Source organism: Pseudoxanthomonas sp. JBR18, from assembly GCF_028198165.1.
Taxonomy (GTDB): domain Bacteria; phylum Pseudomonadota; class Gammaproteobacteria; order Xanthomonadales; family Xanthomonadaceae; genus Pseudoxanthomonas_A.
Genome location: NZ_CP116339.1, coordinates 3,836,083 through 3,861,883 on the forward strand (window position 1 = coordinate 3,836,083; position 25,801 = coordinate 3,861,883).

General features: G+C 62.9%; 18 protein-coding genes. 10 read left to right on the forward strand and 8 right to left on the reverse strand.

From position 1 onward, the window contains the following. The first annotated feature begins 13 nt into the window (after positions 1-13). Complete coding sequence (locus PJ250_RS17360) at positions 14-799, forward strand: enoyl-CoA hydratase/isomerase family protein (protein WP_271645849.1); 786 nt, start codon at positions 14-16, stop codon at positions 797-799. A gap of 121 nt (positions 800-920) precedes the next feature. Continuing rightward, a complete protein-coding gene (locus PJ250_RS17365) occupies positions 921-2,612 on the forward strand; it encodes a GMC family oxidoreductase (RefSeq protein ID WP_271645850.1) in 1,692 nt (563 codons plus the stop codon). 333 nt (positions 2,613-2,945) lie between these two features. On the opposite strand, the gene PJ250_RS17370 is transcribed toward PJ250_RS17365, so the two are convergent. The 3 genes from PJ250_RS17370 to PJ250_RS17380 all read right to left on the reverse strand — a co-directional run bounded on the left by PJ250_RS17370 (position 2,946) and on the right by PJ250_RS17380 (position 6,198). Continuing rightward, positions 2,946-3,554 (reverse strand): UbiX family flavin prenyltransferase, encoded by a 609-nt coding sequence (locus PJ250_RS17370; RefSeq protein WP_271645851.1) that lies wholly within the window; start codon positions 3,552-3,554, stop codon positions 2,946-2,948. A gap of 23 nt (positions 3,555-3,577) precedes the next feature. Next, a complete protein-coding gene (locus tag PJ250_RS17375; protein ID WP_271645852.1) occupies positions 3,578-5,035 on the reverse strand; it encodes an aldehyde dehydrogenase family protein in 1,458 nt (485 codons plus the stop codon). A gap of 224 nt (positions 5,036-5,259) precedes the next feature. After that, positions 5,260-6,198 (reverse strand): LysR family transcriptional regulator, encoded by a 939-nt coding sequence (locus PJ250_RS17380; protein WP_271645853.1) that lies wholly within the window; start codon positions 6,196-6,198, stop codon positions 5,260-5,262. Between the two features lie 213 nt (positions 6,199-6,411). Here PJ250_RS17380 and PJ250_RS17385 point away from each other — a divergent pair, with 213 nt between their 5' ends. From PJ250_RS17385 to PJ250_RS17395, 3 genes are all read left to right on the forward strand, one after another. Further along, positions 6,412-7,761, forward strand: a complete 1,350-nt coding sequence (locus tag PJ250_RS17385) for an MFS transporter (protein ID WP_271645855.1) — start codon at positions 6,412-6,414, stop codon at positions 7,759-7,761. A gap of 129 nt (positions 7,762-7,890) precedes the next feature. Further along, the gene (locus tag PJ250_RS17390) at positions 7,891-9,306 is read left to right on the forward strand and encodes a UbiD family decarboxylase (protein ID WP_271645857.1); all 1,416 of its coding nucleotides are present in this window, start codon (positions 7,891-7,893) and stop codon (positions 9,304-9,306) included. A 23-nt stretch (positions 9,307-9,329) separates the two neighbouring features. Further along, the gene (locus PJ250_RS17395; protein ID WP_271645858.1) at positions 9,330-10,769 is read left to right on the forward strand and encodes an alginate export family protein; all 1,440 of its coding nucleotides are present in this window, start codon (positions 9,330-9,332) and stop codon (positions 10,767-10,769) included. Between the two features lie 604 nt (positions 10,770-11,373). Here PJ250_RS17395 and PJ250_RS17400 read toward each other — a convergent pair. From PJ250_RS17400 to PJ250_RS17415, 4 genes are read right to left on the reverse strand one after another with little or no spacing between them, the layout of a single operon-like run. Next, the gene (locus PJ250_RS17400) at positions 11,374-12,552 is read right to left on the reverse strand and encodes a Wadjet anti-phage system protein JetD domain-containing protein (protein WP_271645859.1); all 1,179 of its coding nucleotides are present in this window, start codon (positions 12,550-12,552) and stop codon (positions 11,374-11,376) included. Next, on the reverse strand, positions 12,539-15,961 hold the full coding sequence (locus tag PJ250_RS17405) for an SbcC/MukB-like Walker B domain-containing protein (RefSeq protein ID WP_271645860.1): 3,423 nt from the start codon (positions 15,959-15,961) through the stop codon (positions 12,539-12,541). Before PJ250_RS17405 ends, PJ250_RS17400 begins: the two co-directional genes overlap by 14 nt. After that, complete coding sequence (locus tag PJ250_RS17410) at positions 15,948-16,547, reverse strand: DUF4194 domain-containing protein (protein ID WP_271645861.1); 600 nt, start codon at positions 16,545-16,547, stop codon at positions 15,948-15,950. The genes PJ250_RS17405 and PJ250_RS17410 overlap by 14 nt, the downstream gene beginning before the upstream one ends. Then, the gene (locus PJ250_RS17415; RefSeq protein ID WP_271645862.1) at positions 16,544-17,980 is read right to left on the reverse strand and encodes a Wadjet anti-phage system protein JetA family protein; all 1,437 of its coding nucleotides are present in this window, start codon (positions 17,978-17,980) and stop codon (positions 16,544-16,546) included. Before PJ250_RS17415 ends, PJ250_RS17410 begins: the two co-directional genes overlap by 4 nt. A gap of 458 nt (positions 17,981-18,438) precedes the next feature. On the opposite strand from PJ250_RS17415, the gene PJ250_RS17420 reads away from it, so the two are divergent. The 3 genes from PJ250_RS17420 to PJ250_RS17430 all read left to right on the forward strand — a co-directional run bounded on the left by PJ250_RS17420 (position 18,439) and on the right by PJ250_RS17430 (position 20,179). After that, positions 18,439-18,660 carry a hypothetical protein gene (locus PJ250_RS17420; RefSeq protein ID WP_271645864.1) on the forward strand — a complete coding sequence of 74 codons (222 nt, stop codon included), beginning with the start codon at positions 18,439-18,441 and terminating at the stop codon, positions 18,658-18,660. 345 nt (positions 18,661-19,005) lie between these two features. Continuing rightward, on the forward strand, positions 19,006-19,479 hold the full coding sequence (locus PJ250_RS17425) for a hypothetical protein (RefSeq protein ID WP_271645865.1): 474 nt from the start codon (positions 19,006-19,008) through the stop codon (positions 19,477-19,479). 376 nt (positions 19,480-19,855) lie between these two features. After that, positions 19,856-20,179 (forward strand): hypothetical protein, encoded by a 324-nt coding sequence (locus tag PJ250_RS17430; protein WP_271645866.1) that lies wholly within the window; start codon positions 19,856-19,858, stop codon positions 20,177-20,179. A 348-nt stretch (positions 20,180-20,527) separates the two neighbouring features. On the opposite strand, the gene PJ250_RS17435 is transcribed toward PJ250_RS17430, so the two are convergent. Further along, positions 20,528-21,508 carry a DNA-binding protein gene (locus tag PJ250_RS17435; protein ID WP_271645867.1) on the reverse strand — a complete coding sequence of 327 codons (981 nt, stop codon included), beginning with the start codon at positions 21,506-21,508 and terminating at the stop codon, positions 20,528-20,530. Positions 21,509-21,612: 104 nt separating this feature from the next. Here PJ250_RS17435 and PJ250_RS17440 point away from each other — a divergent pair, with 104 nt between their 5' ends. After that, the gene (locus PJ250_RS17440; RefSeq protein WP_271645868.1) at positions 21,613-22,692 is read left to right on the forward strand and encodes a site-specific integrase; all 1,080 of its coding nucleotides are present in this window, start codon (positions 21,613-21,615) and stop codon (positions 22,690-22,692) included. A gap of 137 nt (positions 22,693-22,829) precedes the next feature. Continuing rightward, complete coding sequence (locus tag PJ250_RS17445) at positions 22,830-25,793, forward strand: TrlF family AAA-like ATPase (RefSeq protein WP_271645869.1); 2,964 nt, start codon at positions 22,830-22,832, stop codon at positions 25,791-25,793. The last annotated feature ends 8 nt before the right edge of the window (positions 25,794-25,801 follow it).

Sequence of the window (25,801 nt, forward strand, 5' to 3'; positions counted from 1 at the left end):
AAGGCAGAACCCCATGTCCAAGACCACCGAAACCCACGACGGCTTCCGCATCGAAGTCGACGCCGACGCTCAGCGCGGCGACATCGTGCTGGAACGCGCGCCGTTCAACACGATCAGCATGGAGCAGCGCGACGCGCTGCGCTTGGCATTCGAGCAGCTCGATGCCGATGACCGCGTGCGCGTGATCGTGCTGCGCGCCGAAGGCGAGCACTTCTCCTCCGGCGGCTACATCATGGGTTTCCTTGAAGCTTCGCCCGAACACGTCTCGCATCTGGCCTGGAACATTGCCGCCCCCGCGCGCGCCAAGAAGCCGGTGATCGCGGCCAACCGTGGCTACACCTTCGGCGTGGGCTTTGAGATCTCGCTGGCCTGCGATTTCCGCATCGTCTCCGAGACGGTCGAATACGCGCTGCCCGAGCAGAAGCTCGGCCAGATCCCGGGGTCGGGCGGTTCGGCGCGCTTGCAGAAGATCGTCGGTATCACCCGCACCAAGGACATCGTCATGCGCTCCAAGCGCATCAAGGCGCAACAGGCCTATGACTGGGGCATCGCCACTGAACTGGTCGCCGATAGCGAGTTGGAGGCTGCCACCGACGCGCTGGTCAAGGAGCTGGTCGGCTTCTCGCCACTGGCCCAGCGCACCGCCAAAAAGCTACTCAACGATACCGAAGATTCTTCGCTGTCCATCGCCATCGAGCTGGAAGGTCACTGCTATAGCCGCCTGCGCAGCTCGGACGATTTCCGCGAAGGCGTCGAGGCGTTCCACGCCAAGCGCAAGCCGAATTTCCAGGGTAGCTGATCGCTTCGCCCGCCAGGCGCGACCGCGCATGCGCGCCGCGCCGTCGTCCCACGCGCGTGCGGCGCGCGTGGATTTTTTTCCAGGCCTGCGCCGCGTGGCGCGGGCCGCGGAGGGGAGTGCGATGACGCAGGTGTTCGATGAGGTGATCGTCGGCGGTGGTTCGGCGGGCTGCGTGCTTGCCAACCGGCTTTCTGCCGATCCCTCCCGACGCGTGCTACTGGTCGAGGCCGGCGTCGACACGCCGCCGGGCAACGTGCCTGCGGCGCTGCTCGACAGCTATCCGATGGCGCTGTTTCACGGAGCGCGTTATATCTGGCCGGGCCTGTCGGCCTCGACCACGCGCACCTCGGAAGGCCGCACCTTGTCGCGCGCCTATGAACAGGCCCGGGTGATGGGCGGCGGCTCGTCCATCAACGTGCAGGCGGCCAACCGCGGTCTGCCGCGCGATTACGACACCTGGGCCGCGCTGGGCGCCAAGGGATGGGACTGGAGTGGCGTGCTGCCTTACTTCCGCCGGCTCGAACGCGATCTCGACTGCAACGGCCCGTTGCATGGCGCTGAAGGCCCCATCCCGATCCGGCGGATCAAGCCTCAGGATTTCCCGCCCTATGCCGTGGCGGTGACCCAGGCGCTGTCGGCCAGCGGACTGTCGATGCGCCTGGACCAGAACGGCGACTTCGACGACGGCCTGTTCCCGCCAGCGTTCTCCAACGAACACGACCGGCGCGTCTCCAGCGCGATGGGGTACCTCGACGCGGGTGTACGCGCGCGCCACAACCTGGAGATCCGCGCCAACGCACGCGTGGTCGGCCTGAGGTTTGAAGGCCGTCGCGTGGTCGGCGTCGAGCTGGAGCGCGCCGGCGCGCGCGAGGTGGTGCGGGCAGGGCGGGTCAGCCTTACCGCCGGCGCGCTACAGTCGCCCGCGCTGCTGATGCGTGCCGGCATCGGGGAAGGCAGGACGCTGGCGGCTCTGGGAATCGACGTCGTTGCCGATCGCCCAGGCGTCGGCCGCAATCTGCATGATCATCCCGCGCTGACGCTGTGCCAGTACCTGCCGCGTGCGCTGCGGCTGCCGGCCAGCTACCGCCGCGCCAGCTTCGTCGCCATGCGCTACAGCTCCGGCATTGAGGGCGGAACCGCATCTGACATGTATCTGACTGCATCGGCCCGCGCCGGTTGGCATGCGCTGGGCCAGCGCCTGAGCTTGTTGTTCCTGTGGTGCAACCAGCCGCAGTCGCAGGGCAGCGTGCAGCTGGTGTCGGCTTCGCCCGATGACTATCCCAGGGTCGATCTGAACCTGCTGTCCGCGCCGGCCGATCTGCAACGGATGATGCACGGCGTGCGCCAGCTGGTACGCCTGGCGGTGTGCGAGGCGCTCAATCCCAGCCTCGACGACCTGTTCCCGGCCGGCTTCACGCCCGCCATCAAGAAGCTCAGTGCGGTCACGCGTCGCAATGCGCTGCTGACGCAGGTGCTGGGGGCGATTTTGGATGTGCCGGCGGGGCTGCGTGGGCCGGTGTTGCGGCGCTTCATGAACGGTGGGCGGTCGATGGCGGCGGTGCTGGCCGATGATGCGCAGTTGGAGGCGTTCGTGCGCGCCAACGTGTTCGGCGTGTGGCACGCCAGTGGGACCTGCCGGATGGGGCAGGCGGGCGACCCGGAGGCGGTGGTGGATCATGCTGGCCGGGTGATCGGAATGGAGAACCTCTATGTGGCCGATGCATCGGTGATGCCGCGACTGCCATCGGCCAATACCAATATTCCGACGATCATGATTGCGGAGAAGATCGCGGAAGGGATGCTGCGGGCTTGATGCTTGTCACGTCTAGCTCGGCATGGCATTTGGGTGTTGGATGGTCGTTTGCTTCGCCTTCTTCTGAGCGTTACGTGCGATGCAGGCGCAGGTCAAAGGCAAGATCAAGGGCTTTCGGGCCGCGAAGCGGCACGAAAGCCTTTGCTCTTAGCCAACAACCCAAACAAAGGTGAAAAGCGTAGGTCACACGGCCGAAGCCGCGCGACAGCCTTCGCACTGAGAACGTCGGCAGCAAAAGCCAGGGAACTGCGGGCTCATCGAGGTGACGAACGCCCATCGCCAACACCCGCAAGCAGCGCCAATCACCACGTCACGGCAACCAACACGTGACCGCTAGTTCTCCTCGCTCACCGCGACATCCACTCCCTGCCGCCACCGCTTCACCGTCCCCGTCTCAATCTCGAACAGATCCAATACCCGGCCGACGGTGTGGTCGACCATCTCATCGATCGACGACGGCCGCGCGTAGAACGCTGGCACCGGCGGGGCGATGATCGCGCCCATCTCCGACAGCTGGGTCATGCTGCGCAGGTGGCCGGTGTGCAGCGGCGTCTCGCGCACCATCAGGACCAGGCGGCGGCGCTCCTTGAGCACCACGTCGGCGGCGCGGGTCAGCAGGCTGGAGGTCACGCCGGTGGCGATCTCGGACATCGAACGCATCGAGCACGGGGCGATGATCATGCCGCGCGTGCGGAACGAGCCCGACGAGATGCCCGCGGCGATGTCGTGATGCGCGTGGACCTGCGTGGCCAGCGCCTTGACGTCGGCAATCTTCAGGTCGGTCTCGTGGGCGATGGTGATCTCGGCGGACTTGGACATCACCAGGTGCGAGGGAATCTGCAGGGCCTTGAGCATTTCCAGCAGGCGCACGCCGTAGATCACGCCACTGGCGCCGGAGATGCCGACAATCATCGGCGGATTCTGGTGCGGGTCTGCACGCATCGGGTTTTCTCCTGAGTCGGCCATTACAGGCCGGTGCCGGCCACGCCCGGCGCCTGGTAGATGTGCTTGAGTTCGGTGAAGTCGGCCAGCGCGTCGTAGCCATGCAGGCGGCCCAGGCCGCTCTGTCGATAGCCGCCGGTTTCCACCTCGGCCAGCAGCTTGTTGTGCTCGTTGATCCACACCGTACCGTTGCGCAGCGCACGCGCCACGCGCAGGGCACGCGCGCCGTCGTGGGTCCACACGCTGGCCGACAAGCCGAACACCGTATGGTTGGCCCGCGCAATCGCCTCGGCTTCGTCCTCGAAGGATTCCAGCACCAGGAAGGGTCCGAAGATCTCCTCCTGAACGAAATCCGCGCTGCTGTCGCGGTGATACACCAGCGAGGGCTTGAAGAACGCACCGGCGGCCAGCGCGCCGTCGGGCACGCCGCCGCGCAGCAGCACTTCGTCGGCGTGCTCGCAGGCCTTGGCGACCTGTGCGGCGACGGTGTCGCGCGAGCGGCGATCGATCAACGGGCCCACCTGCGTGGCCGGATCGATGCCCGGGCCGAGGCGTAGGGCGTCGAGCGCGCCGGCCAGGGCCTGCTTCATTTCCGCCAGCTTGCTTGCATGCACCAGCACGCGACGCGCGGCGGTGCACTGCTGGCCGGAGATGATGGTGGCGGCCGCGGCGAGCTTGGGCGCGACCGCGTTCAAGTCCGCGTCGGGGAACACCAGGCAGGCCGAGTTGCCGCCCAGTTCCAGCGAGAGTTTCTTCATGCTGTCGGCTGCGTTGCGCATGATGGTCTTGCCCACCGCGGTCGAGCCGGTGAAGCAGATCACGTCGACGTTGTGCGAGGTCGCCAGCAGCGAGGCGCCGGCGCTGCCGGCCTCGCTGAAGACGTTGACCACCCCGGCCGGCAGCTGCGGATGCTGCAGCAGCGGGGCGAGGATCGCGGCATTGAACAGCGTGGTCTGCGCGGCCGGCTTGACCACCACCGTGCAGCCGGCGGCCAGCGCCGGGCCAAGCGCGCGAACCAGCAGCACCGCCGGCGCATTCCACGGCACGATGATGCCGGCCACGCCGGCCGGCTCGCGCAGCACCGTGGAGAGCACGCCGGGCTCGGGCTCCAGCACATGGCCGGGGATGTGACGGGCCAGGCCGCCGTAGTACTCCACTTCGGAGATCGCCCCGGCCACTTCGCCGCGCGATTGGGCGATGACCTTACCGTTCTCATGGGTCAGCAATTCGGCGAGTTCACCGGCACGCGCCTGCAGCGCAGCGGCCCAGTCCAGCAGCACGCGCTGGCGCAGACGCGGCGAGGCGGCCCAGGCGCTGTGGTCGAACGCGCGCCGCGCCGCGTTGATCGCGGCCTGCGCTTCGGCGGTGCCGCCATCGGCGTACTGGCCGAGGACCGCGCCGTTGGCCGGGTCTTCGCTGGGGAGGGAGACGGTGCCGACGGCGGTGCCGTCGATCCAGTGCTTGGCGGGAAAACGGGTCACGGAGGCGGTCCTGTGTGCGTGGCGCACGACGATCCGGACGCGTCGGTGGCAGGACGCCTGGTGCGTAACGGCAACGGCCCGCGGCCGCGTCGATGCACGCTGCATCCCACCGCGCCTCCCGACCGCCGCGCCCCGAGGAATCGAAGTTCGGCGGCGGCACGCCCGCGGATGGCGCGCCACTCCCAGAGGCGACGCTAGCGCGGCACTATCATCAAGTCTAATAATCAGTCCTTATCTTTTTTATCAGATGATCTGATGAGAATCGGCTCCAGCGATGCGCGAGTGTCGTGCAGCGCATCGCGCAGGCGCTCGACCAGCAGCGTGGCTGCCGGACCCAACGGGTGACGCGCCTGGTGGATGACCACCAAGTGGCGGGTGATGCGGGAGCGACCGATCGAGTAACCGACCAGGGAGCCGTCCAGCAGCTGCCGGTGCACGGCGATGCTGGGCAGTACGGTGAACCAGTCGCTGCGTGCGACCAGGTCGGCGATCGAGTCGGTCGAGTCGATCTCCAGTTGCGGTTCCAGTTCGACCGTGAGACCGGCCATATGGCGCTCCAGTTCGGCGCGCAGGCCGTGGCGCTTGGACGGCAGCACCAGCTTCAGCGCGGTCACGTCGCCGAGCGAGCGGATCGGCGGCGGCACGTTGCCGCGCGCGCCGACCAGGACCATCTCTTCTTCCAGCAACGGGATCATCTCCAGGCCCAGGCGCCGCGCCGGCCGGTTGATCACCGCCAGGTCCAGGCGCCCCGTGTTGACCCACTCGATGAAAGTCTGCGAATAACCATCGGCGATGGAGATGCGCACCTCGGGATAGTCGGCCGAGTAGGCCATCAGCACCGCGGGGATCACGCTGCGCGTGACCGAGGACAGCACGCCGATGGACACCTCGCCCGAGACCGTGCCGGACAGGTTGGCCATATGCGTCATCGCAGCGGCCAGGTCGCGCTGGATCGGCGTCACCAGCCGATGCAGGGTGCGGCCGGCCGCGGTCGGCACCATGCGTTTGGGCGTGCGCTCGAACAGTTTCTGTTCCAGCTCCCGCTCCAGCTTGGCGATCTGCATCGACAGCGCAGGCTGGACCACGTTCATGCGCTGGGCCGCGCGCGTGACGCTGCCTTCTTCGTACAGCGCCAGGAAGTAGTTGATCTGCCGCAGGTCCATCGCCCCCTCCCGGGATGAAGTCAGAAAATTTGATGGATCATATCTAAATTCATTATTTGGAATTATCGATTGCCTGGGCGAGGCTGCGGCCATTGCCCCTTCCGGGGTGCGCCCGTCGGGCAGGCCAACGCCGCAAGGCGCGATGCCCATGCGGCCTTGGCCGCGCACGGCTACAACTTGAGCAACGTTCATCCATTTCCGAGGAGGGGAAACATGAGCGGAACCATGACCTCGCCAGGCGGGGCGGCGGAGGCGGCTGCGCCCATTCCACCGCGCAAGGTGCTGCTCGCAGCATTTGCTTCCACCTTCGGGTGGGCGCTCGACCTGTTCGACCTGTTTCTGCTGCTGTATGTCGCCCCGATCGTGGGCCGGCTGTTCTTCCCCTCGCATACGCCCACGCTGTCGCTGGCGGCGGTCTACGCCTCTTTCGCGGTGGCGCTGCTGGTGCGTCCGCTGGGCTCGGCCGTGTTCGGTGCCTATGCCGACCGCAAGGGCCGCAAGATCGCGCTGATGGTGGCAATGGTCGGCGTCGGCCTGGCCACCGCCGCCTTCGGCGTGCTACCGACCATCGAGCAAGTCGGATACCTGGCGCCGGTGCTGTTCCTGGCCCTGCGCGTGGTGCAAGGCCTGTTTGTCGGCGGCATCGTGGCTTCCACCCACACCATCGGCACCGAATCGATCCCACCGCAGTACCGCGGCCTGGTGTCCGGCCTGGTCGGCGGAGCCGGCGCGGGAATCGGCGCGCTGATGGCCTCGGTCGCGTACTTCGTGCTGTCGGGCATCTTTCCCGATGCGCAGTTCGATCAATGGGGCTGGCGCTTCATGTTCTTCACCGGCCTGATCAGCACGGCCTTCGGCCTGATCATGTTCAAGTTTCTGGAGGAATCTCCGGTCTGGAAGCAGCTGCAGGAGGCCAAGGTCAGCGGCAAGGTCGCGGCGGCACCCAAGCTCTCGCCGGTGCGCCGCGTGTTCGGCCGTGAATACCGCAAGATCATGCTGGTCAACCTGCTGATCACCTTCGGTGGCGGCGCCACCTACTACCTGACCTCCGGCTATCTGCCGACGCTGCTCAACCTGGTCGCCAAGGTGCCGCACGGGCAGAGCTCGCACATCCTGATGTGGGGCTCGGTGGCAGTGATCGTCAGCTCGCTGTGCTTCGGTTGGCTCAGCGACAAGGTCGGCCGTAAACCGAGCTTCCTGGTCGCCGGCCTGGCCGCGATGGTCTGCCTGCCGCTGCTGTTCCATGGCGTCAGCGGTGTAGCCGGATCGGTCGACAGGGTGCTGCTGTACGCGGTGGCGATCTCGCTGATCGGCGGCGCGGCGATCGCGCCGATCATGATCTTCCTCAACGAGCGCTTCTCCACCGATCTGCGTGCCAGCGGCACCGGCTTGAGCTGGAACATCGGTTTCGCGCTGGGCGGCACCATGCCGACCTTCGTCTCCCTCGCCAGCGCCACGCCTGAGCAGATCCCGACTGTGCTGGCGGTGTTCACCGGCGTGATCGGGCTGATCTACCTGATCGGCGCGGTGGTCATTCCCGAAACGCGCGGCAAGACGCTCTGACGCCGCAGGATCGCGCGGCGCATGGCGTCCGGGCGATCCCCCTGCAATTTCCCGCCGGCACAGGGGCGTGCCGGTGTTCACACACCACGTGCGCAGTCCCTGGCGCGCGGCAGAACGATGGAGTCAACCATGGCTGATTCGAATTCCCAAACCGTGCGTACGAGTGGTGCGCTGTCGCTGCGCGAATGGCTGGACCGCCTATCCGAGCGTGGTGCACTGGCCGTGGCGCGAGACGGGCTCAAGCTGCGCCACCAGATCGCCGCGGTCGCGCACAAGCTGGATGGCCGCCAGGCCACGTATTTCCCCAATCCCGATGGCGCACATGCGATCCCGGTCATCTCCGGCATCGTCTCCGACCGTGGATGGATGGCCGAGGCCCTGGGCGTGGCGCAGGAGGATCTGTTGGCCCGCTTCCAGCACGCCGCATCCAATCCGATCCCCTTCAAGGAAGTCACCGACGCGCCGGCGCAAGAGGTCGTGCACACCGACGTCGACCTGCTCAAGCAGCTGCCGATCCCGACCCACAACGAACACGACAGCGGCGCCTACATCACCGCCGGCCTGCTGATTTCGCGCAGCCCGGAAACCGGCATCCAGAACGTCGCCATCCACCGCTGCCAGATCAGCGGCAAGAACCGCATCGGCGTGCTGCTGCTTCCGCGCCATACCGACCACTACTACCGCATGGCCGAAAAGGACGGCAAGCCGCTGCAGATGGCAATCGCCATCGGCGTGGACCCGGCCACGTTGCTGTCCTCGCAGGCAATCGTGCCGGTTGATCACGACGAATTGGAGATCGCCGGTGCGCTGCATGGCCAGCCGCTGGAGGTGGTCAAGTGCACCACCAACGAAGTGCGCGTGCCGGCGCATGCCGAGATCATCATCGAAGGCCGCCTGCTGGCCGACGAACGCGAGGAAGAAGGCCCGTTCGGCGAGTTCCCCCAGTATTACGGCGAGCGCGCGCGCCGCCATGTGATCGAGGTCGATGCGATCACCCATCGCCGCGACGCGATGTTCCACACCATCGTCGGCGGTGGCCTGGAGCATTTGCTCCTGGGTGCGATCCCGCGCGAGGCCACCATCCTCAACGAACTGCAGCGCAGCTTTCCCGGCGTGCAGGACGTACATCTGGCGCTGGGCGGCGTCGGCCGTTACCACCTGTACGTCAAGCTGGCCAAGCGCCAGAACGGCGAGGGCAAGAACGTCATCCTCGGCGCGTTCGCCGCGCACTACGACATCAAGCATGTCGTGGTGGTGGATACCGATGTGGATATCCACAACCCGCAGGAAGTCGAGTGGGCGGTGTCCACGCGCTTCCAGGCCGACCGCGACCTGGTCGTGATCGGCAACTCGCAGGGTTCCAAGCTCGATCCGTCTACCGACGATGGCGTGGGCGCAAAGATGGGCCTGGACGCCACGATTCCGGTCGATGCCCCGGAGATGAAATACAAGCGCATCCGCATCCCCGGCGAAGACACGCTGGACCTGGATGCGGTGATTACCAACAACCACGACTGGCGCGGAGCATCCAACCGCGTCGCATGAAGACCTTCGGGAGGGGGAGCGCCGTGCACAAGCGCAAGATCACGCTATTCATCACCATTGCCATGGCGGCGGGCGCGCCCACCGCGCAGGCGCAGGTCGCCAGCAAGGATGCGGGGTATCCGCTGGCCGCGCAGGGCTGGGGCGGCAAGACCGGTGCCGACACCTGGTTGTCGCGCTACGTCGAGGACTGGTCCGTGCTGCGCGATCCAGCCAAGCGCACCGGGATGTTCGACGGGCTCAAGTACATCCCGTTCAACGACAGCGGTAGCGCCTATCTCAGCCTGAGCATGGAGCAGCGCTTCCGTGGCAACTACTACAGCGCCATCGGCCTGCGCGACGGCGCGGCCTCGCAGTCGCCTTGGCTGTATCGCGCCTTCCTCGGCGCGGACCTGCACGTGGGCGAGCATTTCCGTGCATTTACAGAATTGGCGCACGGCAGCTACGACGGCCGCAACGTCACCAGCAAGCCGGTCTCACAACAAGACGACGCCACGCTGCAGCAGGCCTTCGTCGACCTGACCGGCAAGTGGGGCGATGCCGATGTCGGTATGCGCGTGGGACGCCAGGACTTCCAGGATGGTCCGCAGTGGCTGGTAACCACGCGCGAGAATGCCAACACCCGCATCACGTTCGACGGCGTGCGTGCCTGGGCGATCGGCGCGGACAAGCGCCTGGACGTGTTCGACTACCGCTACGTGGACCAACAGAGCGGCTACTTCGACGATGGCACGCTGTCGAGCAAACGTTTCAGCGGCGTGCTGGCCGGCTTTCGGCTGGCGGGCACTGGCCTGTACCTGGACCCGTTCTGGTTCCACGCCAGCGATGACAACAAGGCCTGGGGCGGCAAGGCCGCCAAGGAGACGCGCGACTACTTCGGCGTGCACTTCTACGGCACGCACGGCGCGCTGACCTTCGACACCGCGGCGATCTACCAGACCGGCGACTTCGGCGACCGCGACCTGCGCGCCTATTCGGCGTACTCGACCTTCAACTGGAAGCTGTCCACGCAGGGCTGGTCACCGCAACTCGGCTTCCACGCCGACCTCAGCTCCGGCGGCGGCGCCTACGGCACCGGCACGCTGCACAACAGTTCGATCCTGTTCGGCAGTGGCCCGTATCACAGTTGGGGAACCTGGTTCGGCGCATCGAACTACATGGCGTTTGCGCCGATCTTCCAGTTCGCGCCGACCAAAACCACTAGCGTGCAGCTGCAGTACCAGCGGGTTTGGCGCGAGGACACCCGCGATGCCGTCTACACCAGCACCGGCGCGCCGTACGCCGGTACTCAGCTGATCGGTGGCAAACACACCGGTGACCTGTTGCGCCTCAACACGACCTGGAAGGTCAACCGCTACGTATCTTTCACCGCGCGTGCCGAGCGGTTCCTCGCTTCGTCATCGATGGAGGATGCCGGGTTCGGCGATGCCACGTTCTTCGGCGGCTGGATGACCTTCAGATTCTGAAGTCCAAGCAGCGATAAAACGCTTGACCTGCCTGCAATCACTTATCAAAGGCGCCCGGTAATGCGGGCGTCTTTTTTTTATCACATCTAACTCGGCCGTTACTTCTCCAGCGGGAGACCAATTGAGTTTGAAGGCAAGGCCGGCATGGCCTAGATGTTTTCATAACGCTCGCGGAGTCACTGAGGAGCCGCAGGTGCTGTACGTGGCAAGCGGGGCAGGGCTGGACACCAATGGCGATCCAAGCGAGAGCGGTCGCCACTGCGTGATCGAGCAGAACAGGGCTCATGACATGAGTGAGCCTGAGTGCCAGAGTGTCACGCGCGTCGGCCCGACCATCACCCATGCTGTGAGCCCCGCCAGGAGGCTCGGCAGCAGGCCTTGGCAGGCGTTCCAATGGTTCCAATAGCCAGCCTAAGTATCTCTATCGTCGCCATGACTTATGGCTCCGAGACATCTACGAAGGGCCGGCCGATACAAGGACGCTGATTAGGGCGCGTTATCGCAGGTAGAAAGGCCTGCCCTTAAGCTGTTCGTACTTCATCGTGATTGCCTGCTATGGCTGCCTTTACGGCTGTCAAACTGCGGGGATGTCGAAGCCGCAGATTCAAGCAACTACTGGCGGCAAGCGAATGGCGATGCCTTCCTGCTCCATAGTCTGCGCCAGCATGTGTCGGGAAAGCGCATCCCAACCGGCATCATGTGCGTGCCGCGCCATGCGGCCACGCTCGGCTTCTGTCACTTCGGAGAGTGCCGTTCCGCTTAACTGTGTAGCGTCCATCAGCCATGGAAGAAACGCATGGCGAAGGATGCATTTGCGCCTTATATGTGCCGCAATCCGGAAACCGCCCTGGTCGATGTCGCCCCAGTGATAGACCAAGATGCGCGGTGGAATGGATTCTAGAATCGTGGCGTAAGCGCGGCACCAACTGGGGGATGGCATCCCGCCTGTGTAGAGGATCAGGCCAGCGTCGGCATCCGGGTGCTGGCTGGCCTGATGGAACGTGGTCAGATTCTCGATGCTCAGAACCCACGCCGGCATACCTGCATAGGCAATAACGTGCCTGCCTGAAACGCCGATGTAGGGTTTTGCGACGGGACAGCCCTGCGTTGATTCGAGCGTAAGACTGCCGGTGCCGGCCATCAGGAAGGGCCGAGGTTCCTTGACCAGCCCCAGTGCGCCGAACACTTCTTCCTGCTGCCGCGTAGGTGAGCTGAGCTGCTCTGCCGTGAGCAGGTCGATATGGCGCACCAGTGCCTCGATTCGCTTGCTGTCACGGAACAGACGACGGCTGAAGGCGCGGACGATCTGGTCCTCGCCCTGTTCGAGTTGTAGCGCATCGAGCACCAGCAATGCAGCCGCGACATCAGGGGTGCTTTCCGCCCCCAGTCCACGCGGCGTCTTCAGGTGTTTCCAGGCATCCAGCAATTCGATCACGCGAGGATGCGTCGCCAGCCAGGGGGTCAAGGTCTCGCGTGATTTCTGCAGCGTTTCGGATCGGCTGGCGATGCCAAGAAATGCCGCCAGCTTGTCCGCATCCAGCAAGCGAATGTTTTCCAACGGACGGTCGTCGCCACCTTGCCTCGCCCAGCGCAATTGCACGGCCCCCGCGTGTTCGGCAGCGGAAAAACGGACATGCACGTGCTGCCGCTGTGCATAGCCTAGTCGCCAATAGGGCGAGTCCTCGTTGGTGAACGTGGTCTGGATGGCGCGGTTGGAGCCCCGGAGGCGCGCGCGTTCGCCTCGCGCGAGCAGACCTGATAGCACCTCGTCAGCCAGGGTCATGTTCGGTTTCCGCCATGTCCTTCATGGCCATGTCCAGAAGTTCCGGATGCAGCAGGTAATTGTCGCTTTGCAGAAGTTCGCGGGCCTCGTCGAGCACGACGTTCCTTGTCAACTGCACGGTGCGCGACCCATAACGGGCCATGTCGTAGTAGATGTTGAGAAACGAGGACATCTTGGCCTGATCCGCCTCGGGCCCGGCCATGACCAGTTGCAAGCCGAGGGCATTGAGATAGTCGGCTGTGGCGCGAACGTTTTGCGCATCCATTTTTTCGAAAGCTTCGTCCAGCAGCATGATGCCGCCGCTGGTCTTCGCGCTGCGCGACTTGCCGTACGCCGCTGCCAGTGCAGCACCGAAGATCACATACAAAGGAGTGCGATGCTCACCGCCGGAGCCAGGTCCAAGACGTTTGCTCAGCAGCCCGATGGACGTGCTTCCAGTAAGTATTTCCACGTCGTAGCTGAAGAAGCGGCGGTGATCGTTGAGCGGGCTGGTTTCATTCAGAAGTTCGGAGCTGGCATCGCCTTCGACCAGTGCCTTGAAGTCGTCGGGCACTTTGCCTGCACCGCCGAAGATGTCTTCCTCCGCATTACCGTGCTCGCGTACGCGCTTGAGGAAGTCGTACAGCGCACGATGCTGTTCGACCGGCGTGTGCTTGAAATGATAGCGCTCGCCGTTGCTGAACTCCGGCGCGTGCTTCAACACGTCGTTAAGACCATCGATCTGTTCCTTGATAGCGTCAAAGCCTTCCAGCAGGGTTTGTGCCACGTCCGTGCGAAACACCTTGACCGCCGCTTCATAGGCCTCTTTTGATCGTGCTTCCTGCTCAGCCAGTTCCATGTCTTCCAGGCGCTGCCGATCATTGAGGATGAAGCCGTACGCGCGTTCCCACTGGCTGCTGGCGATATCGGTGTTCTGCAACTGGAAGTCACGGATATAAAAACTGAATTTTTCCCATGCTTCACGATCATGGTTCTCCGCGGCCGTTTCGGCGTTGCGGATGGCACTTTGCAAAGCAGCCAGCAGTTCGTTCCAGCGGTCGCCGTGGCGCTCGTCATAGCGTTCGCGGTGACGCTGCACCTCGTTGGCGTTGTACAGCGGCTGCTGACGCGTTTTGGTTTCATCCAGCACGGCAAGGTCTTGCTGCTCGGTCAACCCCTTAATGCGGTCCTGAGAGTTACGCAATTCGCTTTCCAGCGTTGATTTGAGTTCGATCAACCGCTTTTCGCCAGCATCCGCATCGGATAGCCGCTTGCCTGCCAATTCAAAGTTTTCATTCAGGCTGGCCAGTTGACCGGACTGGGTGGCAAGCAGTGCATTGCGCAGATCCTGCAATTCGCGGTTACCTTCGGCCGCGGCAGTGAACAGGGCGTCCAGTCTTGGCGACGTGGTGCCAGCATCCGCAAACAGGGACAGGCGCTGTTCGACCGGCGTGACGTGTGCGACCTGTGCGGTGGCGCTGTCCAGCGCAGCCTTGGCGTCGTCAAGAGCCAATTGCGCCCCGTGACGATGCGCGTCAGTGTCACTGCGGCCAATCAGCCACTCATTGCGGGCAGGAGGGCGCAAGCGCTCGACGCCGCCGCCGGAGCTGACCATGCCCTCAACGGAAAGCGCCTTGACGCCAGTCTGTAGTTGCTCGGCGCTAGTGGCCAGCGACAACTGACCCAGCTCCCCTTGCAGGTAGCGCACGGCCGCCTTGTCTTCACCCTCGATCAATTGTGCAGCGAACTTGCCGCCACCCCGGGCTACCCAGGCGCGGCCACGCGAGGGCAGGGCCAGCTTCACTCGGAAGATGGTTCGCGCCTCCTTATGCTCCTTGTAGATGCGGATGGCATCCAGTTCCCGCGCTTCCGGTACCAGCAGTGCATCGACATGGATGCCCAGATAGGCCTCCAGCGCCGGCTGCCACTGTGGATCAGCGATCCTCACCCGATCGCAGACCGGCTGGGCATCAATGCCGGCGTCAGCCAATAAGCGTTGCAGCGCGATCACCGGCGGGCGCAACGTGGTCAGACCACGCCGGTTGCGCTCCCATGCACTACGTGCATCGCGCCATGCGTCACGGGCTTTTTCAACTTCGCGATCGGCATGGGACAAGGCCTTGTTGACTAGGCCGCGCACGTGGGCCATGGCCAGCATCGCGGACTGAATGGCGACCGGTTCCGGCACGGCAAGTGCTTCGGCGTGCTGCTGCAGGTCGAGCAACTGATGGACAACGTCTTCGAAGTCGCCCTGATGGTCGGCCATCACCGACAGTTTTCCAGCGCTAACGGCCGCTTCCAGCGCCAGCTTCAACAGGTTGCCCAGTTCCCTGTGCTTTTCGGCGTGCTGCTTTTCTTTGTCCTTCAAGCGCTCGGTTTCACCAGCCTGCTTCAGGTACTCCGGATCAATGCTGCGTAGTTCGAAGGCACGATCGCGCGCCTCTTGAGCCTGCCTCTTCTCGGTGGTTGCACGTTTCAGGTCCAGCCCGGCTTTTTCCAGCTGGCGCGCCACTTCTGCGGCCTTCTCCTGCTGTTCGCTCAGCGCTTCACCGATGCGCTCCGTTTCGTATGCCGCACGCAATGCATCCAGGTTGGTGTGGATGGTGCGTTCGCGCTTCACCTGTACGTATTTGTCGACCACCACACCGGCCCGCTCAATGCGATCGATCAGGCGACGGATCATCTCGCGCACTTCGCGGAACTGTTCCAGCCGCGTTCGGAACGCCTTCACGTTGGTCAGGCGCTGCTCGATCAAATGCTGGCGCAAGGTCTCGTTGAGATCGTCCACGTCCTTGTTGAGCTTGAGCGAGCGTGCGAAAGCCGAGCGAATGGCGCGCGTGTTGGGACGCTCGCCGGGCGAAGCCAGATGGCCAACGAAAAGCTGGCGCAGAAAGTCTTCACGGTTCTGGGTGAAAACCGGCGTGGTGCCGACCAGCGTGCAGGCGTCCTTGGCAACATGCTGGAACTTACGCCAAGGCAGGATGGTTTCCCGGTCGGCCTCGGGATCCATATGGTCCCGGGTGGCCAGCGCCACACCCGGCAGGATGTAGAGACTGTTGAAGGTGTGATCCGGGTCGCCGACGCTGGCCGAGAGCGATACCCCCGCCGTGACCGGCACGCCCGTTTCCGGATCGCGGAATACCAAGTTGATGTATGTGTTGGCCGAGGGGCGGCAGCGTTCGGCATCGCTTTGCCCGTACACACCCAGGCAATACTCGCGCAAGCTGCGGGCGCGCTTCTTGCTCTCACCGGAGGCGTTGAAGTGGGTCCTGTTGCTGTCGGCAGCCAGCAGCACGATCTGGAAGGCATCCAGCAACGCGGTCTTGCCGGTGCCGTTCGGTCCGAGAAAGGCGGTATTGCCGCCCAGCTGCAGATCCTCTCGCTCGTACAGGAAGTACTGCACCAACCCCAGCGACTCAAGCTGTTTCATCGGATGCGTCCTCTTCCGGTGCATTGGCATGTGCGGCCAGTTGCAGCAGGGCGGCTTCGCCCAACACGTCGACGATGCCGGGGCGGATCACCACCTGCTGACGCTGCTCGTCATGCGTGTCCTCCAGGCGGGCGATGCCGTAACGCTTCATCGCCTGCAATTGCTCGTTGAGCGCAGAACTGGCTGGCAGTTCGCGGTTGAGGAGATCCTTGTAGGCGCGCTCCAGCTCGATCATGTCGACGAAGGCCTCACCACCGACGATCTCGGCAACATGCATCTTGTCGTCGTACAGGCGGCGCAACACCAGCGCCAGTCGTGTTTCAGAGAGGCGCATCTTGTCGGCAACATACTGGCTGGGTGTGGCCACCACGTAACCCATATGCGGGTTGTGGGTGATAGTCATGCCGAGCTGGGCGAGCAGGGCGTCGTAGTCCTTGCGGTGCCGGACGATCAACTCGTACGCGGTGCGGCTGCGCGAATCGCCGGCATAAAGCACGTGCTCCATGACCAGCCGGTAGCCGGCTTTCTGGTAGTCGCTTTCAGCATGGATCTGGCTTTGGGTGGCCAACCGCTCCCAATGGCTCATCGGACAAGCTCACGCTGGATGTGGAACCGGGGATGTTCGAGATAGGGGTTGGACGTCGTGCCATTGGGCATGAACTCGATGCGTACGCTCCTGAGCATTTGTAGTTGCGGATCAGATCGCCGCTGCGATGGCGGACACGCATCATGCGCGGCGATCAGCAGCAGGCGCTGATAGCAGCACAGGTCGTTGATTGACTCGATGCCCAGTTCGTCGGAGGTCACCGAGATGCGATCACGCAGGTGACGGCCGACGTAGTTGGCCAGCTTCACTCTGTCGACCAGGCGGTTGTCAGCCATGCGCTTGCGCAACTGCTCCATGGCCAGTTCCCGCAATGTGGGTGGGCGCTTCTCCACGGCGGTGGCCACCGCTGGCCTGGTTGCGGTACGGGGCTTCGCCAGCAGCTCCGGCCCCGCGTGCCGGAATCCGGAGGCTGCGGGCAATGCCACGTGGCCTTCATCGAGCTGGTTGGTGGCCTGCATGGCGCGCGCAAGCAGCTTGTCCAGTTGCTTGGGCGCGCGCATCTTGTATTCGATGAAGGCAATGGCTCGCTGGTTGGCATCGCGGATCTCCTCATCCAACCGCTGCAACTGTTCGTCCACGTCCTTCAGACGCATCAGCAGGCGGGTGTCGCGCTCGTACAGATACTCCGCGCGGTTACGGTCACCGCCGGCTTTCTTCTCCTGGTACCAGGCGAGCAAGGCCTCGTGCTGTTTCGCGTCATGCTGGAGCTGCAAGGTCATGGCCACGATCTGCGAACGATGCTGCAGTGGATGATCCTTGGTGCGCAGCTCGCTGTAATCGGCAATGAAGATCTTTTCGACGTATTCCTCGAAGAAGCCGCGCACGAACTCGCCTGGCGATGCGAGCTTCATCAACGCATCCATCAGATCCTGTACCCGGCAGCCGGTATTGGCAATGTAGGCCATGCACTGCTTGGCCTGCTTGGCAGCTTCGGCATATTGGTCTTGGTCACCGCTGAACGCGGCGCGCAGATTCAGGAAAATCGAGCGCACCTTGCTGCCGAGAAATTCGGGCTCGTGTTGCGCGAATTCGCACAACACGGTGTGGAACTGGGCGATGACCGGACGCACAGTAACCATCTCTGCCACACCCCGGCGGCGCAGGCTCAGCCAACCCGAATCGACGAGAAAGCGGGCAATGTCATGCGCGCGGATGGTGATGGGCGTTTCGAGTTCTTCGTCCCATGGGTCGTCGGCGGCCAACAGGGTTTCGATCTGGCGTATGACCACCGGCTTCGGCGCTTCCTCGCCCGGCGAACGGCCACCATCGCCCCACATCTCGCCGATCAGGCGGCACAGCATGATCCAGTAGCGACGCCCGTTGCTGGCAGCCAACGGACGGAAGAGCTCCAATGGCAGGCGATCGAACAGTGGGGGGACATCATCTAGTCCTGCCTGAGTGAACGAATTCATCGCGATCCTTGGCAATCTCCCTTCGCCTCATTCTATACGGCCCAGTCTTGAGAACTGAGATTTGCCTCGGTCAAGAGCGGGTGTGGCGGAGCGGGTGGTAAGAAGGGGCAGGGAGGGATAGGGCTGTGGTATCTGGATCAGCGACTAGGCTGTGTTATGAAGGGTAGGGAAGGGAAAGATTCAGACCGCGGATTACGCGACCCTTTGCCAATGACCGTAGGGCAGCCTACCACTGTGACCAATCCGGTATTCAAGTTAGACCTCCGAATGCCGATGAGAAGCACTTAGCCCTTGGCTTGCGTCGCCTGATGGACTTGGCGCACTACGTGAATCTTGCCGCGTTCATGGTGTAGAAAATTCCTTGGTGTGAGATGATTCAGTCTGTATAGCCCCGCGGAAAGATTACTGGTTCGTCTGGAAAAAGACCTTTCGGCATCGGATACATACAAGGAAAGTAAATGGCAACGACTAGGAATATCCTCAGCAGCTTCCGCTATGAAGTAGCCAAGGCCGCGCGAACTTGTGACGTCAGTTCAAAACACAAAATCGTGGCGGACGAAAAGCACTTTGCTTACGAACCAGTTCCGGGACAGCGCAAAAACATTTGCATGGCATGTGCGCCTGCCATCATTAAAAAAGCACAAGATTATCTTGCCAAGATTGCCAGCGAGCTCTCTTGAGGCGCGAGCGGCCAGGCCCCGCTTCAGTTCCGCCAACGCAATTAGCGCCGACTTTAGCTCTGACGGCTTGAGAGTCAGTCGACACGACAACCTAAGCCACATGCTTATTGAATTCGTAAGGCAGGGACGATGATTAGATCAATCAGCATAGAGAACGTCAGGGGGATTAAGAATCAAACGTTTTCCCTTGACATCATCCCCAACAAGCCGTCACTGCTCGTCGCCCCTAACGGGTTTGGCAAAAGCTCACTTGCCGCAGCTTTTTCGGCGCTCAGAACCAAGCGAATGGAGCTGCCGAAGGAGTAGCATCACCTTGGAGATGAATCGTTAGCTCCCAAGCTAGCCGTGACCGTCAAGCAAGGTGATCAGACCTTTACCGTGACCACAGATGGCAATAGCAATGCCATTGCCGGCACTTTTGATGTCCACGTGGTTACAAGCAGGCTTCGTGCAAAAGCAACTAAGCACAATATGGGCAAGTTTACGACCGCAACGGCATCGCTTGAGATCAGCGAGCTCGTATTGGTCCAGACCGTCCCTCTGAAAGTACAACACGTCTATGATGTGACAGCGATGCGGGGCCGCTTTGGGGTGTCCGGCAAGGCCTTTCGGAATCTCGACAAAGCGCTCGGGAATCCAACATTGGCAGACGGACTGATTGATCTCTTTGGCCTGATGGACAAGGTAGAGGGCGTACGGATTCAAAATGACATCCGTGCGATGACCGAAAGAAGAGGTGTGGCGCTAAGCGTTGCACGGTACAAGATTGCGGAAACTGGGGATACCAGAGCGCGTACGTTGCAGATTGGGGTGCCTTGAGTGCAGGCATTGAGGAGGGTTAGCGCGGCCGCTGGGGACTGAAGGATGCGGTCAACACATAGCCGCAATTTCAGTGCCAGCCACTCCTTGAGCAGCGCCCATACGAAACTTCGCATAATGTATATTATGTTCAAGCGCTGGCTGAGGCGACGTGCCCAAATGATGTCGGCATTCCTAATTCGTGTCATTTGGTCCTAGTTCGCGCCCCTCGTTGAATTTAAAGCCTTTTCTAGCTCTCTATTGACACGAACTAGGCCCTGACCATATCCGCGAATGCCCCGAATCGCTGTCCCGTCAAGCCCATCGGCTACGACATGTGTCTTCGCACAGGGCTGCGCCCTTGCGTGCGGGCTCGGCTATGACAAAGAATTGCGCTATGAACCGCAATCAAGCTCTCGCAGACGGAATCGAGTTCGATTTGACGCACTTCCACCGTCACCGTATGGCTCGCCGCGCTGGGCTGCAGATGCAGCTGCTGCGGGATGCACGAAATGCCCAGACCATTGATGAAGACCGCGTCGCGATGCTCAGGAAAGCTCTTAGCGAAACTGGTCGGAACAGATTTAATACGGTGCTAACTGTTGAGGAGGTAATCCAACCTCTACGCTGCGGCGTTGAGATCTCCGCAATTGCACTGGCAGATGCTTACATGGCTGACCCTGTAAACCAACGCCCATGTCAGCCATCTCGAGCCGTGTGACCACACACAAAATGGGGAGGTCACGATAATTTGCCACGCTTGAGCGCGCGTGCGGCCGTCTTCTTTGCGCCTCCGGTAGTTTATTTCCGCGCTTTCGCCGTACCCGCTGCGGTGTTGCGTGCGGCGCTCATCGAATTTAATGAAGAGGAATAGCCAAGAGCTATTCGGAGCGTGAGCGCAGGCGGCGCCGGATGATCGCCCTCTGCTTGGGAGTGAACGCGTCAACATGCTGCTGAAGGAGCTCCAGGATCCGAGCGTGTGCAGCTGCAGTGCGGCGCTCGAGCTCTAACTTCGCTGCGCGCTCAATCGCGCACCAGTCCGGCTGGGCGCCTTGGCCAGGCTTAATGTTCACGTGGAGGTCCCCTGCTTTAGACTGCCTTTCTTACGTGCACTTCCTGCTGTCCCACGTGTACTTCGGGGGCGTACCGGCTTAGGGTCCTCGGCGCGATCTTGGTCGGCACGCTGACGCCATGCAGCTTCCAATGCCGCGGGCAGGTCCCGCAAATTGCCCAGTTGGGCTTCCAGTGCGTCTGCCCTGGTCTGTTGAACCGTCAATTCCTGACGCATGCTGGCAGCACTGGCCTGGGTGCGCTCAAGGAGTTCGTGATGGTGGCGCTCTGCCCGCGCCGCCTCCTTCTGGAGTGCCGCCAGCTGCTGCTGCATCTCTCTGGACTCCTGGCGGGCTCGGTCAACCTCGGTATGTGCACGGTCTTCCGTGGCGCGCACATACTGGATCAACGTGTCACGTTCAGCTCGCGCGGCGTCCTGTACCTGCCGCAGCTGCACTTGAAGGGAGTCGCGAGCGCCTTCCGCCTCCGAGGCCCGCGCTGCTGCTGCGTTGCGCTGCTGGCCGAGTTCATCCAGTTGGTGCTGGAGGTGCGCAACGAGCCGTTCGAGTTCGGCGCCACGCGCAGTCGCGAGGCGCTCAGCTTGGAGAGCCGCTTGAAGGTCGCCTTCCTTCTGGGTCAGCGCTTCACGCATGCCGCGTCGATCATGTTCCAGGTCATGCTGCGCATCGAGCAGGGTGGCGCGATCAGTGGCGACGGCGTCCTCAGCAAGGGTGCGCGCTTGGTCCAAGGCTAGCGTCCACCACTGCCCTGCCAGGGCAGCGACGGCCTCAGGCACGTTGGCGGTGGCAATGCGGGCCTCGCGATTGCTGGCGATGCGATCCCCGAGGCCTTGCCACCAGGTTTCGAGCCACCGCACCACCGTATTTGGAGAGCCGGTGCCCAGATGGGCTCGGATACGCTCCACCGTGGGGCGTTCCCCGGCGGCAACAAGGGCGTCGGCCGCGCCGTGCACGTCCGCTTCGGTGATGCCTCTAGCCATGGAATTGCCTCCTGTGTCGGCGCCCTGCCCTGCAATTGAAGTACTCGCGATAAGTGATGATTATCGTCAGTACATGCCTTATTTCATAACGCGTATTACATAGTATGAAGAAAAATAGCACATTGTCCTCCCTGCCGGCGACGGCCACCCATCTGGTACTGCCGGAGCAGCTGGCCCAGCAGGCTGCCGAGGCGGTGCGCGAACTACTCGCCGAAGCGGCCGCCGCCAACACCACTCGCAGCTACGCCACCGCTCTGCGTTACTGGGCCGGCTGGCACCAGGCCCGTTACGGCGTCGAACTGACCTTGCCGACGGGCGAGGCCATGGTCATCCAGTTCCTGGTCGACCACATTCAGCGCAAGAACACGACCGGCCTAGTCAGTGAGCTGCCGCCGGCGATTGATCAGGCGTTGGTGGCCGCCGGCCTCAAGGCCAAAGTCGGGCCGTTGAAGCTGTCGACCGTGGTCCAGCGCGTGGCGGTGCTGTCTACGGCGCACAAGCTCAAGCGCCTGGCCAACCCGTGCGAGTTGCCCAGTGTCAGGACGCTGCTGAGCCGCGCCCGCCGAGCCTCAGTCAAGCGCGGTGAGCGGCCGACCAAGAAGACCGCCATCACACGCCCTGAGCTCGAGGCCATGCTGGCGACCTGTGACGACAGTTTGGAAGGGCTGCGTGATCGTGCCCTACTCTGCTTTGGCTTTGCCAGTGGCGGGCGGCGGCGCAGCGAGATCGCCGCCGCAGATATGCGGGACCTGCGTAAGGTCGGCGAGGACGGCTACATCTACCGGCTGGAGTATTCCAAGACACAGCAGGCTGGGGTGAAGGCGGATTCGACGCCGGACAAACCGATCCTGGGGCGCAGTGCTAGGGTGCTCTCCGCCTGGCTCGAAGCTGGGGGGATAACCGAGGGGGCGATTTTCCGGCGAATCTGGAAGGATCGGGTGGGCCCTGCCCTGCTCCCCGGCTCGGTGGCTGCGATCGTGAAGCGCCGGGCGGCCATGGCGGGGCTGGAGGGGGACTTTGGTGCTCATAGCTTACGCTCGGGCTTCGTCACGGAGGCGGGCAAGCAAGGCGTGCCATTGCCAGCGGTGATGGCGATGACCGAACATCGCTCGGTGGCGAGCGTGATTGGGTACTTTCAAGCAGGTGCGGTAGAAGACAATCCAGCGGCTCGCCTGCTGAAGTAGTCAAGCACCAATGGCGTCATCGAAGGAAACACCGTGAAGCTGTTCGTCTCGGGCGTCGACTTCCCGGCTGAGCTGCCGCTTTCTGCGGCAAACGGGGCTCAGTAAGACAACCAGAAGGAAGAAATCCAGGGGGATGTATGATCAATCGCGGTTCCGAATGGCATCGATGGGAGCCGCATATCCATGCGCCCGGCACCCTGTTCAACAACCAGTTCAAAGGCCCGAACGCCTGGGGCGACTATCTCACCAGCCTCGAGCAGGCGACCCCCGTTATCCGCGCGATCGCGCTGACCGACTATTACTGCACCGACACCTATCAGCACGTTGTGCGCGAGATGAAGGAAAACGGCCGCCTGCCGGAGGTCGCGCTCGTCCTCCCCAATGTCGAGCTACGGCTCGATGTAGCGACTGTGAAAGAACGCTGGACCAACATCCACCTTCTCGTCTGCCCCGACGACCCGAACCATGTGGCGGAGGTAGAGCGTTTTCTCAGCCGGCTGAGATTTGAAGCCTTCGGCGATAACTTTGCCTGCTCGCGAGAAGACCTCATCAAGCTTGGACGAAAATCCAAGCCTGAGCTGAGCGATGAGCGGTCCGCGTTCCGCCACGGCGCTTCGCAGTTCAAGGTCAACTTCGGAAAATTGCGCGAGGAGTTCGGCAAAAGCGATTGGGCCAAGGAGAACATCCTGGTCGCAGTCGCCGGCGCCGAAACCGATGGCACGTCCGGCATTCGCGATGCCAATGACGCGACGTTGCGACAGGAAATCGAGAAGTTCGCGCACGTCATTTTTGCCAGCAGTCCAGCGCAGCGCGATTTCTGGCTGGGGCGGAAAAGCGGCGTCGGAGAGGACGTGCTTCGCGAGCGTTACGACGGCTGCAAGCCCTGCCTACACGGCAGCGACGCTCATGAGCAAGCGACCGTCGCCAAACCCGATGGCGACCGCTATTCATGGATCAAGGGCGCGTTGGAATTCGATGCGCTGCGCCAAGCCTATATCGATCCCGCCGGCCGGGCCTATGTCGGCTCCCATCCCCCGTTTCGGGCCACCCCCGCACGTGTCATTGCGGAGCTAGAATTGACGGGAGCGGACTGGGCGCAGACGCCGAAGCTCGCCCTCAATCCTGGTCTGGTCGCCATCATTGGCGCGCGGGGCTCGGGCAAGACCGCGCTCGCGGATGCGATCGCGGCAGGCTGCGACGCCACGAAAGGCCGCTTGAGCAATGCATCGTTCATCGTGCGGGCGCGTGAGCATCTCGACGGCGTCGGTGTCCGGCTGACCTGGGAGACCGGGGCCCCATCTGTGCGCCCTTTGCTCGACGATGCCTTCGATCCGTCGCTCTATCCGCGGGCGCGCTATCTCTCACAGAAATTCGTCGAAGAGCTGTGCTCGGCCGATGGGCTCAATGACGAATTGCTGAGCGAGATCGAGCGGGTCATCTTTGAAGCCCACAGCACGCTGGAACGCGACGGCGCGACAGATTTCGGGGAATTGCTGGAACTTCGGACGACGGTGTTTCGCGACAACCGCAGCCGCGACGAGGACGCCATCGCCACCCTCTCCGATCAGATCGGGCTCGAACGCGAGAAGCAAAGCCAGATCACCGGCCTCAAGTCGCAAATCACTCACAAGGAAGCGCTGATCGCCGGCTACATCAAAAGCCGAGACAAATTGGTGACGACAGGCGGCGCGGAGCGAATCGCGCGGCTGAACGCGCTGACCGAAGCAGCCGATCACGCCCGGACCCAAATACGGTTGTGTTCGCAGGAAAGCCAAGCCCTGCGGTCTTTACAGAACGACGTGTCTGATTTCCGGACCAATCGCGCGCCGATGGCGCTGCGGACGACCAAACAGAACTTTGTCGGCGCGCACCTGGATGACAAGGCGTGGGAGGTATTCCGGCAAACCTACGCAGGCAATGTCGATGGGACGTTGACCGACCGACTGGCCAAGGCCGAGCAGGAAACGGCCGGGTGGCGGGGTAAGGAGCTGCCACGTAAAGTGAGCGACCAGGAGCCCTATGTGGCGGACGACGCTGACCTTAAGCGATTGTCGCTGGGCGAACTTGAGGCCGAGATCGGCCGCATTCAGCGCCTCATCAACATCGATACCGACACGGCCAATCGCCTCCGAGCGATCACCACCAAGATCGGGGACGAAAACGCTGCGCTCAAGCGCCTGAAGGAAGCGCTGGCGGATTGCGAAGGCGCGGCGGCGCGGACCGCTCAACTCCAAACAGATCGAGAGCAGGCTTATTTACGGGTCTTCGAGTCCATCGTCGCGGAAGAGCAAGTGCTGCATGCGCTGTATCGCCCGCTCATGGATCGGCTGGCGCAGGCGTCCGGTACGCTGCACAAGTTATCGTTCTCGGTGTCTCGACATGCGAACGTGCATCGCTGGGCGACTGAGGGCGAAGGCTTGTTCGACAAGCGGCGCACCGGCCCTTTCAAAGGCGTGGGCACGTTGGAGACCTGGGCAGACGCGCTGCTGAAGCCCGCGTGGGAATCGGGTGATCCGATCGCCGTCGCCGAGGCGATGGCTGAATTTCGTCAGGCCCACCAAGCCGAGCTTCTCAATCTATCCGAGGTGCCGCGATCACAGCAAGCTGATTATCGCTCCTGGCTGAGACGGTTCGCCAAGTGGCTCTATGGCACCAGCCATATCGAGATCAGCTACAGCATCGACTATGAATCCGTCGACATCCGCAAGCTCTCTCCGGGCACGCGCGGCATCGTCCTGCTATTGCTCTATCTCGCCTTGGACGATAGCGATGACCGCCCGCTGATCATCGACCAGCCGGAAGAGAACCTGGATCCGAAGTCAATCTTCGACGAGCTGGTCGAGCTGTTCATCGCCGCGAAGAATGTGCGCCAGGTCATTATGGTGACGCATAACGCAAACCTAGTGGTGAACACCGACGCCGATCAGATCATCGTTGCGTTTCCCGGGACTCATACGCCCGGCAAGCTGCCGCCCATCCGCTACCTGTCGGGTGGGCTCGAAAGCGCGGAGATGCGCAAGCATGTCTGCGACATCCTCGAAGGCGGCGACCGCGCCTTCAAGGAGCGCGCACGGCGACTTCGCGTCCATCTCGATCGATGAGGACGGAC